Genomic DNA, 14,145 nt, shown 5'->3' on the forward strand with positions numbered 1-14,145 from the left:
CGTTCAATTGACTCGTTACTGACATATTCTTTCCACGCAGTTATTCCGCCTTCCAATACCGTAACATCGTAATCTTTACTAGAAAGAATGGTTGCACATTTAGTCGCAGAATTTCCTGTTGTACACGTAATAATCATTTCTCTATTTTTCGTCAACTGTGGGATCACTTTTTCCACTTCGTTTTCTAACGCAAAGATTTCTGTTTTCGGTACGTTTAAATCTTCTACCGTGTTTGCTTCGATATGGAATTGATTATATTTATCCTCAGCACGTACATCTAGTAGGACAAGTTCTTGTTCAGCTTTTATTTTCTTGAATAATTCCTCTGCAGTAATCGTTTTAACCATAATTGGATCCATCCCCTTACTTTCACTATATTCTTTCCCATTATAGCTTTAACTAACTATTTTCTGATACATTTTGATGTTTTATATGGTCGAATATATTTTTGAACAATAAAAAGATAGGTATCCTCCAAGAAAATGAATTAGAGAACGTCCTATCTATTAGTAGTATGGATCATAGTATTGGAATTTATACATCCTTTTATAAAAATACTCAGTCAAACGAAGTTGACTGAGTATTCTTACGCATTCACTTGTACTGGATCATGCCATGGGTAATTATTCGTTAACACTGTTGCCAATTCCTTACTCTGTTGTTTTCGCATTTTACGGATTTCTGCGCGTTGTGGTGCAGTTTCATGCAAATATATTTCCTCTTCCGTTAAAGGAATAACACGTGGAACAGTTAAAGGCTTTTTGTTCTCATCCAATGCAACAAATGTCAATAATGAAGTTGCCGCTATTTTACAACTACCCGTTGCTAAATCCTCTGCAATAACTTTTACGAAAATCTCCATGGAAGATTTTCCAGTCCACGTCACGTATGACTCAAAACAGACTGAATCAGAAGGACGAATTGGATACAGGAAGTCGACGGAATCCATAGATGCCGTAACACAATCTGCTCTGCTGTGTCGGGCTGCTGAAATCGATGCGATTTGATCTATATCGCTCATTAAACGTCCGCCAAACAACGTATTATGGTTGTTGACGTCATTAGGAAATACCCTGCTCGTCCGTACGACCCTTGAATCCCGACACTGCTTTTCTAGTTTCATTGTAAACACGGCCTCCTCTAAGAAGTGAACCAAACTACTCTATAAGTAATTTGAAAAATTAAAATATTCTCCATTTGTATATCATCTAAATATACTCTTCGTTCACACAACTGTCAAGAATGATTTTCTTTTTATATCGTTCGACTTAGTGTTTACAGTTTTGTTGAAGTAATGGAATGTCTCTCTCTTCCAGTAAACCTACTTGAAGTAAACCTCTCATTATTCCATCCTCTGAACAAGAAGCGGTCACAAAATCCGCTATTTCTTTCAATTCCGGTATTCCATTATCCATTACTATTCCAGTGCCTACTGCCTCGATCATTTGCATATCATTTGCACCGTCTCCAAATGCATAGCTATTTTCAGTAGGAATATCCACATGTTCTAATATCTTTTGAATACCAATTGCCTTAGAGGCCCCTTCAGGCAACATATCCACAGAGCTTTCATCCCATCTGACAAAAGAGTAACCCTTAAATAATTCCATATATTCTTCCGTTTCTTTTGGCGTAGAGTATATCTGAACCTGATTCACGTCAGAATGGGAATATACTTCCGGATCGACGACAGGATAAGGTATTCTTAATCGCGCTGTTCCTTCTTGTACAAGGGGATGCGCTTCAGCGTTCGTAACAAACGACTCGAACGTGGAGTACGTTAATCCATGACCATTTTTATGAGCAAGTTCGGTAAGTTGCTGAATAACTTCAGGTTTCATAGGATTCGAATAGATTACTTTTCCTTTCCAAACTACATGCTGGCCATTCATGGATACGTAGGAATCAAATTCTAGTTCCTCTAGCAACGATTTGAACATCAGCGGCGCTCTGCCAGTACATATCACAGTGTAGATCCCCTTCTTACGCAATGCTGTAAGTGATTGTTTAGTTGATTCTAAAATCGTTTTATCATGATTCATTAAAGTATCGTCTAAATCAAAGAATACAATTTTTTTATCTGAATTCATTTTCATGCCCCTTTCGAATCTCATTATCTACCATGTAGTTTACCAATTACTTATCAGACATGCTGTGAAGTTGCCTATTATTGATGTTAGAAGTAATAAAATAATGAAATTAAGTTTGATATTTTCGTAAAATCACGTTATTCTTTTTAAAGAACATCTAATTACTAAGTATGTGGAGGAATATTTCATGAATTTCAGCGAAGAACGTGTAAGCGGTAAGAATGTAATTGATTATTTACAATATCCTATATTCACCACCCTTGACGAAGAACGCCAACATAATAAACAGCGATTAGCAGGTGCATTCCGACTATTTAGCCGTTTTGGCTTTACAGAAGGTGTTGCAGGTCACGCAACGTATCGCGATCCAGAATTCAAGGATCATATGTGGGTGAATCCGTACGGTATACCATTTGGCAAGATCAAAGCATCCGATCTTGTCTTAGTAAATCCAGACGGAGAAGTCGTAGAAGGTAAATATTCTCTTCACAAATCGGCTCTAGTGATCCACTCCGCGATTCATGAAGCCAGAGAGGATATTACAGCTTCAGTTCACTTACATCCTGTGTACGGAAAAACTTGGGCATCTACAGGTAGATTGATCGATCCGTTAACACAAGATGCTTGTGCATTCTACAATGATCACTCTGTATTGGACGAGTTTTCTGGTGTAGTGTATGAAGATAATGAAGGAGTAAAAGTTGCAAACGCACTAGCGAATAACAAGGCAATGTTCCTTAAAAATCACGGTCCCTTAACTGTTGGCCAGACTGTTGATGCTGCTGCATTTTGGTTTATTACGCTTGAGCGTTCTTGCCAAGTTCAATTACTTGCGGAGGCAGCAGGGATTGTCAATCCGATCCCTGCAGAGTATGCTGCTAACACCGCCAAGCAGGTAGGAAGAGATATCGATGGTTGGGAAAACTTCCAGCCGCTATGGGAAATGATTGTAAGTGACGAACCGGATCTATTGGATTAATCTATCTTCATCCTTTGTCATCTGTCATAAAAAGGGGGTCAGCTTATGTATTCCAAACAATTCATTCGTGGAATGCGTTTGAAGCGGGACATAGTTCCATCTTTTGAACACTATCCCTTTCATTTACCTAGTATCAATACACTCACTGAGTTGGATTTTCATCCTAATGTGACGTTTTTCGTTGGAGAGAACGGGATGGGGAAATCTACATTACTTGAGGCAATCGCAGTTTCTTTTGGTTTTAATCCAGAAGGCGGTTCACTGAACTTCAATTTTTCCACTTACGATTCTCATTCTATCTTAGATGAATATATCACACTCATAAAAGGCGTTTCCCGACCGAAAGATGGATTTTTTCTGCGTGCAGAAACTTTCTACAACTTGGCGACGACAATTGAAGAGCTCGATCATGCACCTGGTACGAGTCCTCGGATTATAGACAGCTTTGGAGGGACATCATTACATGAACAGTCTCATGGCGAATCATTTTGGTCGACTTTCATTCATCGTTTTAGGGGTAATGGCATCTACTTACTGGATGAACCAGAAGCTGCATTATCACCTATGCGTCAACTTTCCATGCTAAGTAGGATTCACGATTTAGTGGGTGAAGAATCACAGTTCATGATCGCAACACATTCGCCCCTTCTATTATCTTATCCAGGTGCAAAAATTATCGAATTTACAGATGAAGGTGCATATGAAACGACATTGGAACAGACAAGTCACTACCAGATTATGAAGCAGTTTTTTGACGACAAAGATCGAATGCTACATTATTTGCTAAAATGACTATATATCACTAAAAAGCGATTATTCTCTCGGAAATAATCGCTTTTTGACATTACTTATTTTCTTTTTCTGCTTGCTTTCGTGCATCTTTTTTAATTTCTTCTACTTGTTTTTCAGCTTTTTTTGCTGCTTCATTGGCTAGTTTTGCTGAACTTTTTTCATTATCATTTCCAGGTGTATCTGCATAACTTTTCGTCATTTTCCACACTCCTGTCTAATTGAATGACTATATTATTCCCCGAAAACGTGAAATAAAACGCGCTTTTTAAATTCCTTGTTTTTTCATGCTACAATAAGGGTACTACCTAAGGAAGGTGGACTACTTGTGCCTAAAAAATTGTCTATCTATTTGCTAATGCTTGTCATTGGTTTTACATTTCTATTTTTAGCGATTTTTCTGGATTTACCCGAGAAATTAAAATGGTTCTTTTTAGCGGTTGCTGTCATATTAAATGTGACGAGTGCTGTAGCTGCTATGAGAATGGGCTTAAAAGAAATGAAACCTGACAACAGATAAAAATGATAGTTGCAGAAAGAGGAGCTGCCTATGAAGCGTTCTGCTAGTTACCGTATTACACGCATTGTATGGATGGCAATCGTATTTTTCACTCAAATAATATTATTTCAAAGACGCCATCGAGGTAATTTTACACCTACCGTCACCAATCAGTGGAATACGCTGGTTACAAACCAAGCAAAAGTCTACAAAAAGACAGCACTTGAATTAGGTGGGTTACTTGTCAAACTAGGGCAGTTCCTTTCTACACGTGCAGACATCATGCCCGCATCATTCATTGCAGAATTAGAAGGCCTTACTGATCAAGTTACACCGGTTCCTTCTGATAAGGCATTACAATTGCTAGACGATGAATGGGAAAAACCTCACAGCGAATATCTAAAGGATATTACATCAAAGCCTGTAGCATCTGCATCCATTGGCGAAGTTTATAAAGCAGTTTTACATAATGGTTCAGAAGTCGCCATAAAAATTCAACGTCCCGATATCGAGCGTATTTTACGTGCAGATTTTAAGGCCGTACGAATTGTCATTTGGCTGGCTAAGAAGGTATCTTCCGTAGGCAAACAAATCGATTTAGATTTATTGTATCAAGAAATGACAGATGTGATAGGCGCAGAACTAAACTTTGTTGAAGAAATGAAGAACGGACGAGGTTTCGCTGAACGATTTCCCGACATGGCAGGGGTCAAGTTCCCAGTTTATTATGATGAATATACAACTAAAAAGGTTCTTGTAATGGAGTGGATAGAAGGCTCCAAAATAACTGACATTCCATTTCTGGAAAAACATCATATCGATCGTAAAAAATTATCTGACCGCTTGTTTCGTTTGTTCTTAGAACAAATTCTTGAAGGTGGTCAATTCCATGCTGATCCTCATGGTGGCAATATACTCATACGTTCAGATGGGACGCTTGTATTGATTGATTTCGGTATGGTCGTCAATATTACACAGGAAAATGCAGATGCAATGTTCGTAGTTACAGAAGGTGTCATCTTCAAGCAATACGATAGAGTTATCGATGGCTTAGAAAAGATGAACTTCTTACTACCCAACGCGGATCGAAAAGTGCTGGCCAATGCTATCGAGAAAGTCGTAAAAGCATACGAATCACATGATTTATATGATATGAATGGGCTCGTTGTGGAGAATCTTCTCCAGGATCTGCAAGTCATTGTCCGAACACAACCTGTACAAATGCCAGCTGACTTTGCTTTTCTTGGTCGCGCAGTATCCGTATTTGTTGGTGTTCTCTATATACTAGATCCCACAATCGATTTACTCGCAATCACTAAACCACGTTTAGTGGAATGGGCTAAGCAGAAGAGTAAAGAAAAAAATCCGTTTACTAATCCTAAAGAGTTTCAACGCTCGTTATTAAACGGTGTAGGGCAGATTCGCAGTTTTGGACCGAGAATCTCTTCCTTTTTGGAGCAACCTGCAGCAATCCATAGCTATTTGAAACAACGCGATATAGACCATCGCAAATTCCAAATAAAGATGCAAAACCGTTTATTCGCAGGTATTATGGCAGTGGGTTCTTTCGGTACTCTTGCGTATAGTTTACTTGACGATTATTCTACATTGGCAATAGGTTCAAGTATTGTTCTAGTGATTTCTTTCTGGCGATATCGTCGACTAGAAAATTAAAAAACTCAGAGTTTATAATAAACTCTGAGTCTTTATTATGCATTCATTCGCTTTTGTACATAGGTCTTTAACCCATCTACTGAATAGACATCTCGTTTCGGTATAATATATGCGCTAACAGTACTAGTGTAGATATAAAAGTACTCAGCATCTTCAATCAGATTCTTTACCCCAATCCATTGTACATTCGTTTCACCAACTACTGTTTTATCGTGTATACCCGCCTTGTTCATGTTCATTGTATGCTTCCCAACAAGACCTTCATTTTTTCCACCTTTCAGCATCTTACGTACTTGTCGCGTGATGTGGAAATAGAAATACTTTGGATATAACATCACCCATAAAATAACGGTCAAACCAAATGTCGCAAACAGCGGACCTCTTGGCATGTCTGTAAAAACAGACAAAAAGTAAGCAAACAATAAAAATATGAGTGGGGATATATATCGTTGCCATTGTAGTGAGTTTTTTCCTACCTTAGAATTTTTCACATGGTATAAATTAAATGCAACAACATCTTCCTCGGTCAATGCATACTCAATCTCCATCTGTTCCTCCTGCTAAGTGTGCCGTATCATTCAACAATACACAACTTTTCTTTTCTACATCTAACACTGTTAAGGAAGTGTTATCGATCTTTACAGCATAATTTTCATCTTCCATTAGTGCAACAACTATTCGTTTAATAAAACTTCCATGACTGACGAAGAGTAGACGCTGATTAGGAAACTTTTGAACCTGTTCATTCACAAATTCAAGACCTCTAGCCACTACACTCTCTCCAGTCTCAAATTGTAAATCTAATTCTTTCCATAGTGGTCCCCACTTCTGCTGGCGCTCTTGTTCCGTCGTACCTTCAATCATTCCGCCACTTCGCTCACGCAGACGGTGATCTTCTATCACTTCTATCCCAGACTGTTCTGCAAGTAGATCCGCCGTTTGCCTAGCGCGGGTCATTGGGCTCGTGAAAATGATATCCCAATCTTCTTCTGCCAAGCGTGATGCTAGCATCTTCGCAGCCTCTATACCTTCCTCGTCTAAAGGAATATTCGAACTCCCTTGTGCGCGACCTTCTTTATTCCAAGCAGTCACACCGTGTCGAACAAAACCTACGATGGTCAATGAAATCCCTCCTAGATATTAGGTCTGAAAGCTGGTGTTCTTTTAATCCATAAATAATTAAGTGCTACTCCAAGCATTAATACAAACGCACCGAAATAGAAAGGATAATCTACATCGACATCGAACAACGCTCCACCTATGATCGGTCCAAACACATTTCCAATACTAGTGAACATCGAGTTCATACCGCCAACAAATCCCTGTTCATTGCCAGCAACTTTAGATAAATAAGAAGTGGCTGCAGGTCGTATTAAATCAAATCCTACAAAGATAATCATCGTAACGGCCAATACAGCAAAATAACTCTGTACGAACGTCGCGAGGAAGACTAAAATCGAAGAAAAGATCAGACAAAAGAAAATCAAACGTTTCTCCCCTATTGTCCTGGCAAGCTTATCGAATAACAGTACTTGCGCAACAGCCCCAACTAGACCGCTTCCTGTAATGATGATTGCAATATCTTTTGGTGTAAATCCAAATTTATGATCCACAAACAAACTAAAAATCGATTCAAATGATGCGAGACCAAAAGATAGTATTAAAATAATGATAAAAACGATGAAATAATGACGGGCAAAAATCCTCTTTAATCCAGGCTTAGTTACATCCTCTGCCACCGCTTCCTGATATCGTTCAGGTTCACGCAAAGCGATAAAAGAAAAAATCGCTGCGACCAAGGCAAGCCCACCTGCAAAGAAGAAAGGAACCCGCGTGCCATATCCAGCTAAAAATCCACCAATACCCGGCCCTAATATAAAGCCTGTGGAAATCGCAGCAGACATAAAACCTAACGCCTTAGAGCGTGTTTCCATCGTCGTAATATCCGCAATAAACGCCGTAACAGCTGGCATAATGAAAGCCGCACTGACTCCACCCAAAATTCGGGAAGCAAACAGCACTGGCAATGTTTGTCCTACACCAAATAAAAACTCTGATGAACTAAAAATGATCAAGCCGATGACAATCATCTTTTTCCGACCAAATGTATCGACCCATCTTCCTGATAAAGGAGAAACTAGCAACTGCGCCATGGCAAAAATTGCAACCATATAGCCCACCACTGTACCTGTTATATGTAATTCATTCATTAATCTAGGCATGACAGGAATGACTAATCCAATTCCTAAAAAGGCGATCAGTAAATTCGTCAACAGTAGCCCTAATGTGATAGATTCCTTTTTCATTTACTCTCTCCTACGTTCATTCTATGTTGATATTGGAACATCATAGCAAGCGCGGAATGAAGTTACAAGAAGAAAAGATTCGACAGTTTATTGATTTCACCACTTTATTTTCAAAAAATGCCGAATGAGATGTTGACGTGCATTTTCATGTAGTGGCCAGCTTTCAATTTCAGTCAAAATTTGATCTCGCGTGCTAAACCCTTTGACGAAACCATTTAATCTTGCAGCAAATGTTGAACCTATTAACGATTCTTCAGAAGCATATAGAGGATCTAACTGCTCCAAAACATTTGGGTAGCGCTTCAAATAGTATTTCTGATGACGTGATTCAGCTAGTGTGAATCGTTCTAATTTCGTGACTTCCGTTTCAATCTGCTCCCCAAGCTCTTTCTCCATTTCATATCTCACTTGAATAATCATCTGTTTTTGTTCATCAGTACGATAACGCAATGAAGAGATGTATTGTTGTCCTTTATATTGATCTCGATTAGGATAGTGATTACGCCAAAAATGAAGTAGTATTTCTTCGTATGAAATAATCTTCGGATCGTAATCGATTTCCACCGTTTCAGTATGATCTCCGATTGTCTTGTAAGTGGGGGCAACCGTAGTACCGCCTGCATAGCCCACCCTTGTCCTTATTACACCCTGTAAGCTACCGAAGCGTGCTTCAGGACCCCAAAAACAGCCCATTCCAAATGTTGCAGTTTCCATTTCGCCGTTCTGTACTAGTTCTTTTTCCATTTCACTGATAGTTAGCAAGTCGAAACACTCCTCCATATTAATCTCACTATAATGGAAATATAAATATAAAAAAGAGCCCATGTAAAGGTGGACTCTGTAAGAAACGCATCAAGATTTCTTGTGCTTTTTCCAATCATCTTCAAGCATACTATATACGATTAAGTCATGATAATGATCATACAAGTACTCGCCATCACGAATGATTCCTTCTTTCTTAAACCCTAATCGTTCAGGAATCGCCCGACTTTTTTTATTTTCCGTACCACAGCGAATTTCCACACGATGTACATTGTATTCGTCAAAAGCATAGTCGAGCAGTGAGGATACCACAGCATGCATAATACCTTTTCCTTGATATGCCTCTGCTAGCCAAAAACCAATACTTGTTTGCTTATTTGCATAGTTTACTGAATGAAATCCTGCGAAGCCAGCTAGGTTTCCTTTATATAGAATCCCCGCTTGAAATCCATCTTCTTCAGCAAATTGCTGTAACCAAGCTTCAATAATAGGACCGTACTGATCCGCATCAGTCATTGAATCCACCCACGGCAACCACTCCCGTAGATATTCTCTTGACTCATCCACCAAGGCAAACAAAACTTCTGCGTCTTTCTGTCCTACAAGTTTTAATGAAATATCCTCTGATACTTGATGCACGAACATATCCTAACCCCTTTCTCCAGTAGTTACTTCTCCCTATTCCCTTCTATCATATATCTACTTTAAGTCTGTCGGAAAAGAAAGTCAACTTAGGTATTTGGAATAGTAAGAGAATGAAAGGAATATCGTGATTACATATTTTATGCGATTTTAGTATTTCCTAGCAAGGCTTTATTCATCGCGGATCTCTAACCCCAACATTGAGGCGAATTGAATTGCTTGTAAAGAGGATACAATACAACCTTCCAATTCTTTTATTGATACAGTCATACTTTCGAATTCTGAGGTTCTAATCTCCACACCTTTTAAAGGTGTTTCGTCAAAACTGGCAGAATCCAGATTGCTTTTTATAAAGTATGTGTGTTTTAGTTTACAATCAAAGAAATCTGCGTCTTTCACCTGACATTTGTCGAACCAGACTCTTTCCCATTTTGCATGAACAAACGCAGAAAGGTTACATATACATTCCTCAAACAAGACGTCGGTGAATCGAGAATTCGTAAAGTTCACACCGAGCATTTTGCAATTATGAAAGCTTACGCGATGAATGCTTATTCCGGTCAAGTCTGCATTAGAAAAATCACAGTTTTCAAACCGAACATCTGTAACAAAAAGTTCTGGTAGAAAAGCTCCTTGAAAACTTGAATTCTTAATGAGCATGCTAGTAAATTGAACACGCTCAATTGTTTGCCCGTCGAGTCTTTCATCAACTATACATGCATTCTGCAAAAAGGGATCTTCATCATGTCGTACATCTTGTAGCTGCACGGATAGTAAGTGATCAGGAATTCTAGGTTGATTGCGTTTCATTATATTTTCTCCTTTTCTTCAGGCTTTCTCAAAAGAATTACGGCCCAGTAAATGGTACTATTATAAAAAGAGGTGACGATAATGGAAATTAATAATCAAGCACGCAAAGAATTATTAGCGCAAGTAGAAAAGCTATCAGATGAAAAAATCAATCAAAAGCCTTCTGAAAACGAATGGTCCATCAAACAACTTTTGGAACATCTGTATTTGATGGAAGGCGGAGTCACTAAAACCATTCAGAAACAGCTCGCTTCCGATGAGCAGAATATCACAACAGACAAGCCGATCCAGCTCACAGTAGATCGCTCAACCAAAGTAGAAGCACCTGACTTCGCTACACCGACAGATGACTATTCTACGCTAGATGAGTTAAAGTCTAAGCTTTCTGCCACTCATACCGCTTTACGTGAAGTTGCCAAAAGCGCAACAGAAGATCAATTAGCAGTGAAATCTTATCCGCACCCTGTTTTTGGCGAAATGAGCCTTACACAGTGGATTCCATTTATCGGCTATCACGAGTTACGTCATATTGAGCAAATTAAAGAAGTTAAAAACCAAATCGGTATCTGAAAAAAACCCCCACTATCACACTTCTGTATAGTGGGGGTCACTTTATTTTCCTTCAATATAAAAAATCGCTTGTTGAATACTTGAATATGTTTTCAACTCTTGATTCGGATCTTTAGCTGCCACCAACTTACGCGCCAGATCCGGAGAGACTCCCGTGAGATATAAACTGCTGCCCATGAGCTCCAAAACTTGTTGTATTTCCAAAAGCCGTTCTATAGAAGTTTCTTCATGCCAATAGAGACCTGTAACATCAACCATTACATGATCCACTTCTTGAGAGTGGACAAAACTACTTAACTTTTTGATTAGCAAATCAAATCGTTCTTCATTCATCTGACCGATTAGCGAAACAGCTGCTAAGTTATCGTAAATCATCATAATAGGAAGCATAAGCTGTTCAATCTCATGATCTTTGCTGTGAAGTTCTTCTATTTGTTTGTATTGTACAGAAACGTCTGTCTGTGTTCCAATAAAGAAATTCCTACCTTCAATAGTAATAGGACGGATGCTTAAGCGATTCCAAAATAGACTACCGTCCTTTTTATAGTTTTTTAATACAACTGTAAGAGGATTCCTTTCTGCTACCGCTCTTCTAACTTTCATCACAGTAGACGGATCCGTATCCTCTCCTTGTAGAAATCTGCAATTACGCCCCAATACCTCATCTTCGGTATAGCCCGTCATCGTTTCAAATGTTTTGTTTACAAAAATAATAGGGTTGTCATCTTGTGATGCATCTGTCACGATTGCTGAAACTCTACTTCCATTAATCAATGCTTCCATTAACTGTTTTTGTATCGCGTCTGCTAAATTCTTTATTTTTCACACATCCCGTCGTTTTCAATAGATTCTTTTATTTATAGTAGCATATTCTTCTATATAAGACTTGGAAACTAGAGTAATCTATCTGCATTAACAGAAATATCTATAAATATCCCAGTGAACACGGTGATTTACTTGAAGATTTTTTCAACCGATAGAAGAAAAAACTCCCCTGACTTTTCATACGTCAGAGGAGTTTCTATCTTATACACGTGCAACTTGCATCTCGTTAAATTCTTTTTCTGAGCACAATACAAAGTGTTCAGGAGCAACTTCACGAAATTCCACTTTATCCTCTGGTTCGTATTGATGATCTTTCGGATTATACGGATGGCGTACACGTGAACGCTCATAAATTGGGTCCGGTAAAGGGATTGCTGACAGTAGAGACTTCGTATATGCATGCATCGGATTTCGGTATAATTCATCCGCTGGAGCCATCTCTACCAGTTTACCAAAGTACATTACACCAATGCGATCGGAGATATATTTAACCATTGATAAATCGTGGGCAATAAATAAATACGTCAAGCCCTTCTCTTCCTGTAATTCCTTCAACAAGTTTACGACTTGCGCTTGAATAGAAACGTCGAGTGCCGATATTGGCTCATCCGCAATGATGAATTCGGGATCTACGGCTAATGCACGAGCAATTCCGATACGTTGACGCTGTCCACCTGAGAACTCATGAGGGTAACGTTCAGCGTGCTCACGATTCAATCCTACAGTTTCAAGCAAATCAATTACTCGTTGCTTGCGATCGGCTTTGCCTTTTACTAGACCATGTATATCGAGTCCTTCAGCGATAATATCTAGGACTTTCATTCTCGGATTCAATGAAGCATAAGGATCTTGGAAAATCATTTGCATCTTTCTATTCAATGCGTGATTTTCTTTTTTACTTTTAGGTGCATGAACATCTACACCATTATAAAGAACTTGACCAGCTGTGGCATCATATAGTCGGATCATAGTACGCCCTGTTGTGGATTTACCACAACCTGACTCCCCTACTAAACCGAATGTTTCTCCACGTTTAATAGTGAAGCTAATATCATCAATCGCACGTACTTCAGTTGATTTCCCAGCGTTAAAATATTGTTTCAAATTACGTACTTCAATTAAATTATCTGACATCACACAGTACCTCCCGTCTGTTCAACATAGTACCGGCTACCCTTAAATGTTTTCATACGTTCAATCACAAGCGCTGGCGGTTCAACCTGTGGTGCTTGCGGGTGCAATAACCATGTCGCAGCGTAATGTGTATCACTCACTTTAAAGAACGGAGCCCGACGTTCCATATCAATCTTCATGGCATATTCGCTCCGCAACGCGAAAGCATCACCTTTTGGAGGATTCAATAAATCAGGCGGTGTTCCCGGAATCGCATAAAGTTTTTGATCCGCCAAATCCATGGACGGCATAGAGCTTAGCAATCCCCAAGTATATGGGTGTTGTGGATTATAGAAGATTTCATCCACAGTGCCTATTTCAACAATTCGACCACCATACATAACTGCTACTCGGTCTGCAACGTTTGCTACAACGCCTAGGTCGTGCGTGATAAATATGATAGATGTATCAGTCTTTTTCTGGATTTCTTTCATTAACTCTAGAATTTGCGCTTGAATCGTTACATCTAGTGCCGTAGTTGGCTCATCTGCGATCAGCACTTTCGGGTTACATGCTAGCGCAATTGCGATAACAATACGCTGGCGTTGCCCACCTGAAAATTGATGCGGATACATTTTATAACGATTTTCTGCATTAGGAATGCCTACAAGATTCAATAACTCAATCGTCTGCTTGCGTGCTGCTGACTTGTTCAGCTTCTGGTGTTTCAAGATGGGTTCCATAATTTGTCTACCAATTGTCATAGTCGGGTTTAATGAAGTCATCGGATCCTGGAAGATCATCGAAATATCTTTCCCACGAATCTTTTGCATATCTTTTTCAGGGATCTTCGTTAGATCTTTTCCTTCAAATAAGATTTCTCCATTTTTATATTCTGCACTCGACTCCGGAAGAAGTCGCATGATCGATTTCGTTGTTACTGATTTACCTGATCCCGACTCACCTACGATTGCGAGCGTTTCACCTTTGTGTAAATCAAAGTTTACACCACGGATAGCTTTCACTTCACCTGCAAATGTATGGAAGGAAAGCTCGAGGTCTTTTACTTCTAATATTTTTGTCAAC

Annotated in this window: 18 protein-coding genes; 5 read left to right on the forward strand and 13 right to left on the reverse strand. The window is 39.1% G+C overall.

Annotated features, from left to right (window positions below):
* From Q7P97_RS09705 to Q7P97_RS09715, 3 genes are all read right to left on the reverse strand, one after another.
* Nucleotides 1–347: rhodanese-like domain-containing protein (locus Q7P97_RS09705; RefSeq protein WP_303968993.1), on the reverse strand; the 347-nt coding region annotated here is incomplete at its 3' end.
* 239 nt (nucleotides 348–586) lie between these two features.
* Nucleotides 587–1,123, reverse strand: coding sequence for an acyl-CoA thioesterase (locus tag Q7P97_RS09710; RefSeq protein ID WP_303968994.1), 537 nt, complete (start codon nucleotides 1,121–1,123; stop codon nucleotides 587–589).
* Between the two features lie 145 nt (nucleotides 1,124–1,268).
* Nucleotides 1,269–2,090: a Cof-type HAD-IIB family hydrolase gene (locus tag Q7P97_RS09715; RefSeq protein ID WP_303968995.1), complete on the reverse strand. Its 822-nt coding sequence runs from the start codon at nucleotides 2,088–2,090 to the stop codon at nucleotides 1,269–1,271.
* 187 nt (nucleotides 2,091–2,277) lie between these two features.
* Here Q7P97_RS09715 and Q7P97_RS09720 point away from each other — a divergent pair, with 187 nt between their 5' ends.
* Together Q7P97_RS09720 and Q7P97_RS09725 are read left to right on the forward strand one after the other, a co-directional pair.
* Nucleotides 2,278–3,069, forward strand: a complete 792-nt coding sequence (locus Q7P97_RS09720) for a class II aldolase/adducin family protein (protein WP_303968996.1) — start codon at nucleotides 2,278–2,280, stop codon at nucleotides 3,067–3,069.
* 45 nt (nucleotides 3,070–3,114) lie between these two features.
* Nucleotides 3,115–3,861 carry an AAA family ATPase gene (locus Q7P97_RS09725; protein WP_303968997.1) on the forward strand — a complete coding sequence of 249 codons (747 nt, stop codon included), beginning with the start codon at nucleotides 3,115–3,117 and terminating at the stop codon, nucleotides 3,859–3,861.
* A 52-nt stretch (nucleotides 3,862–3,913) separates the two neighbouring features.
* Here the strand turns inward: Q7P97_RS09725 and Q7P97_RS09730 are convergent, their stop codons facing one another.
* A complete protein-coding gene (locus Q7P97_RS09730) occupies nucleotides 3,914–4,060 on the reverse strand; it encodes a hypothetical protein (RefSeq protein ID WP_303968998.1) in 147 nt (48 codons plus the stop codon).
* A 126-nt stretch (nucleotides 4,061–4,186) separates the two neighbouring features.
* Here Q7P97_RS09730 and Q7P97_RS09735 point away from each other — a divergent pair, with 126 nt between their 5' ends.
* Nucleotides 4,187–4,378 carry a hypothetical protein gene (locus Q7P97_RS09735; protein ID WP_303968999.1) on the forward strand — a complete coding sequence of 64 codons (192 nt, stop codon included), beginning with the start codon at nucleotides 4,187–4,189 and terminating at the stop codon, nucleotides 4,376–4,378.
* 30 nt (nucleotides 4,379–4,408) lie between these two features.
* Entirely contained in the window at nucleotides 4,409–6,031 is a 1,623-nt protein-coding gene (locus Q7P97_RS09740; RefSeq protein WP_303969000.1) for an ABC1 kinase family protein, read from the forward strand.
* Nucleotides 6,032–6,066: 35 nt separating this feature from the next.
* Here Q7P97_RS09740 and Q7P97_RS09745 read toward each other — a convergent pair whose 3' ends face one another.
* From Q7P97_RS09745 to Q7P97_RS09770, 6 genes are all read right to left on the reverse strand, one after another.
* Complete coding sequence (locus Q7P97_RS09745) at nucleotides 6,067–6,579, reverse strand: YcxB family protein (protein WP_303969001.1); 513 nt, start codon at nucleotides 6,577–6,579, stop codon at nucleotides 6,067–6,069.
* The gene (locus Q7P97_RS09750; RefSeq protein ID WP_303969002.1) at nucleotides 6,569–7,153 is read right to left on the reverse strand and encodes a histidine phosphatase family protein; all 585 of its coding nucleotides are present in this window, start codon (nucleotides 7,151–7,153) and stop codon (nucleotides 6,569–6,571) included. The genes Q7P97_RS09745 and Q7P97_RS09750 overlap by 11 nt, the downstream gene beginning before the upstream one ends.
* Nucleotides 7,154–7,164: 11 nt before the next feature.
* On the reverse strand, nucleotides 7,165–8,337 hold the full coding sequence (locus Q7P97_RS09755) for an MFS transporter (RefSeq protein ID WP_303969003.1): 1,173 nt from the start codon (nucleotides 8,335–8,337) through the stop codon (nucleotides 7,165–7,167).
* Between the two features lie 96 nt (nucleotides 8,338–8,433).
* A complete protein-coding gene (gene msrA, locus Q7P97_RS09760) occupies nucleotides 8,434–9,099 on the reverse strand; it encodes a peptide-methionine (S)-S-oxide reductase MsrA (RefSeq protein WP_303969004.1) in 666 nt (221 codons plus the stop codon).
* 90 nt (nucleotides 9,100–9,189) lie between these two features.
* The gene (locus tag Q7P97_RS09765; RefSeq protein WP_303969005.1) at nucleotides 9,190–9,744 is read right to left on the reverse strand and encodes a GNAT family N-acetyltransferase; all 555 of its coding nucleotides are present in this window, start codon (nucleotides 9,742–9,744) and stop codon (nucleotides 9,190–9,192) included.
* A gap of 168 nt (nucleotides 9,745–9,912) precedes the next feature.
* On the reverse strand, nucleotides 9,913–10,551 hold the full coding sequence (locus Q7P97_RS09770; protein ID WP_303969006.1) for a pentapeptide repeat-containing protein: 639 nt from the start codon (nucleotides 10,549–10,551) through the stop codon (nucleotides 9,913–9,915).
* An 81-nt stretch (nucleotides 10,552–10,632) separates the two neighbouring features.
* Between Q7P97_RS09770 and Q7P97_RS09775 the strand changes: the two genes are divergently transcribed.
* A complete protein-coding gene (locus tag Q7P97_RS09775) occupies nucleotides 10,633–11,121 on the forward strand; it encodes a DinB family protein (RefSeq protein ID WP_303969007.1) in 489 nt (162 codons plus the stop codon).
* Nucleotides 11,122–11,163: 42 nt separating this feature from the next.
* On the opposite strand, the gene ytvA is transcribed toward Q7P97_RS09775, so the two are convergent.
* The 3 genes from ytvA to Q7P97_RS09790 form a co-directional block, all read right to left on the reverse strand.
* On the reverse strand, nucleotides 11,164–11,904 hold the full coding sequence (ytvA, locus tag Q7P97_RS09780; protein WP_303969008.1) for a YtvA family blue-light photoreceptor: 741 nt from the start codon (nucleotides 11,902–11,904) through the stop codon (nucleotides 11,164–11,166).
* A 243-nt stretch (nucleotides 11,905–12,147) separates the two neighbouring features.
* Nucleotides 12,148–13,080: an ABC transporter ATP-binding protein gene (locus tag Q7P97_RS09785; protein WP_303969009.1), complete on the reverse strand. Its 933-nt coding sequence runs from the start codon at nucleotides 13,078–13,080 to the stop codon at nucleotides 12,148–12,150.
* Nucleotides 13,080–14,144, reverse strand: a complete 1,065-nt coding sequence (locus Q7P97_RS09790; RefSeq protein WP_099693388.1) for an ABC transporter ATP-binding protein — start codon at nucleotides 14,142–14,144, stop codon at nucleotides 13,080–13,082. Before Q7P97_RS09790 ends, Q7P97_RS09785 begins: the two co-directional genes overlap by 1 nt.
* Nucleotide 14,145 lies beyond the last annotated feature (1 nt).

Source organism: Sporosarcina ureae, assembly GCF_029267015.1.
In the GTDB taxonomy this organism is placed as follows: domain Bacteria; phylum Bacillota; class Bacilli; order Bacillales_A; family Planococcaceae; genus Sporosarcina; species Sporosarcina ureae_D.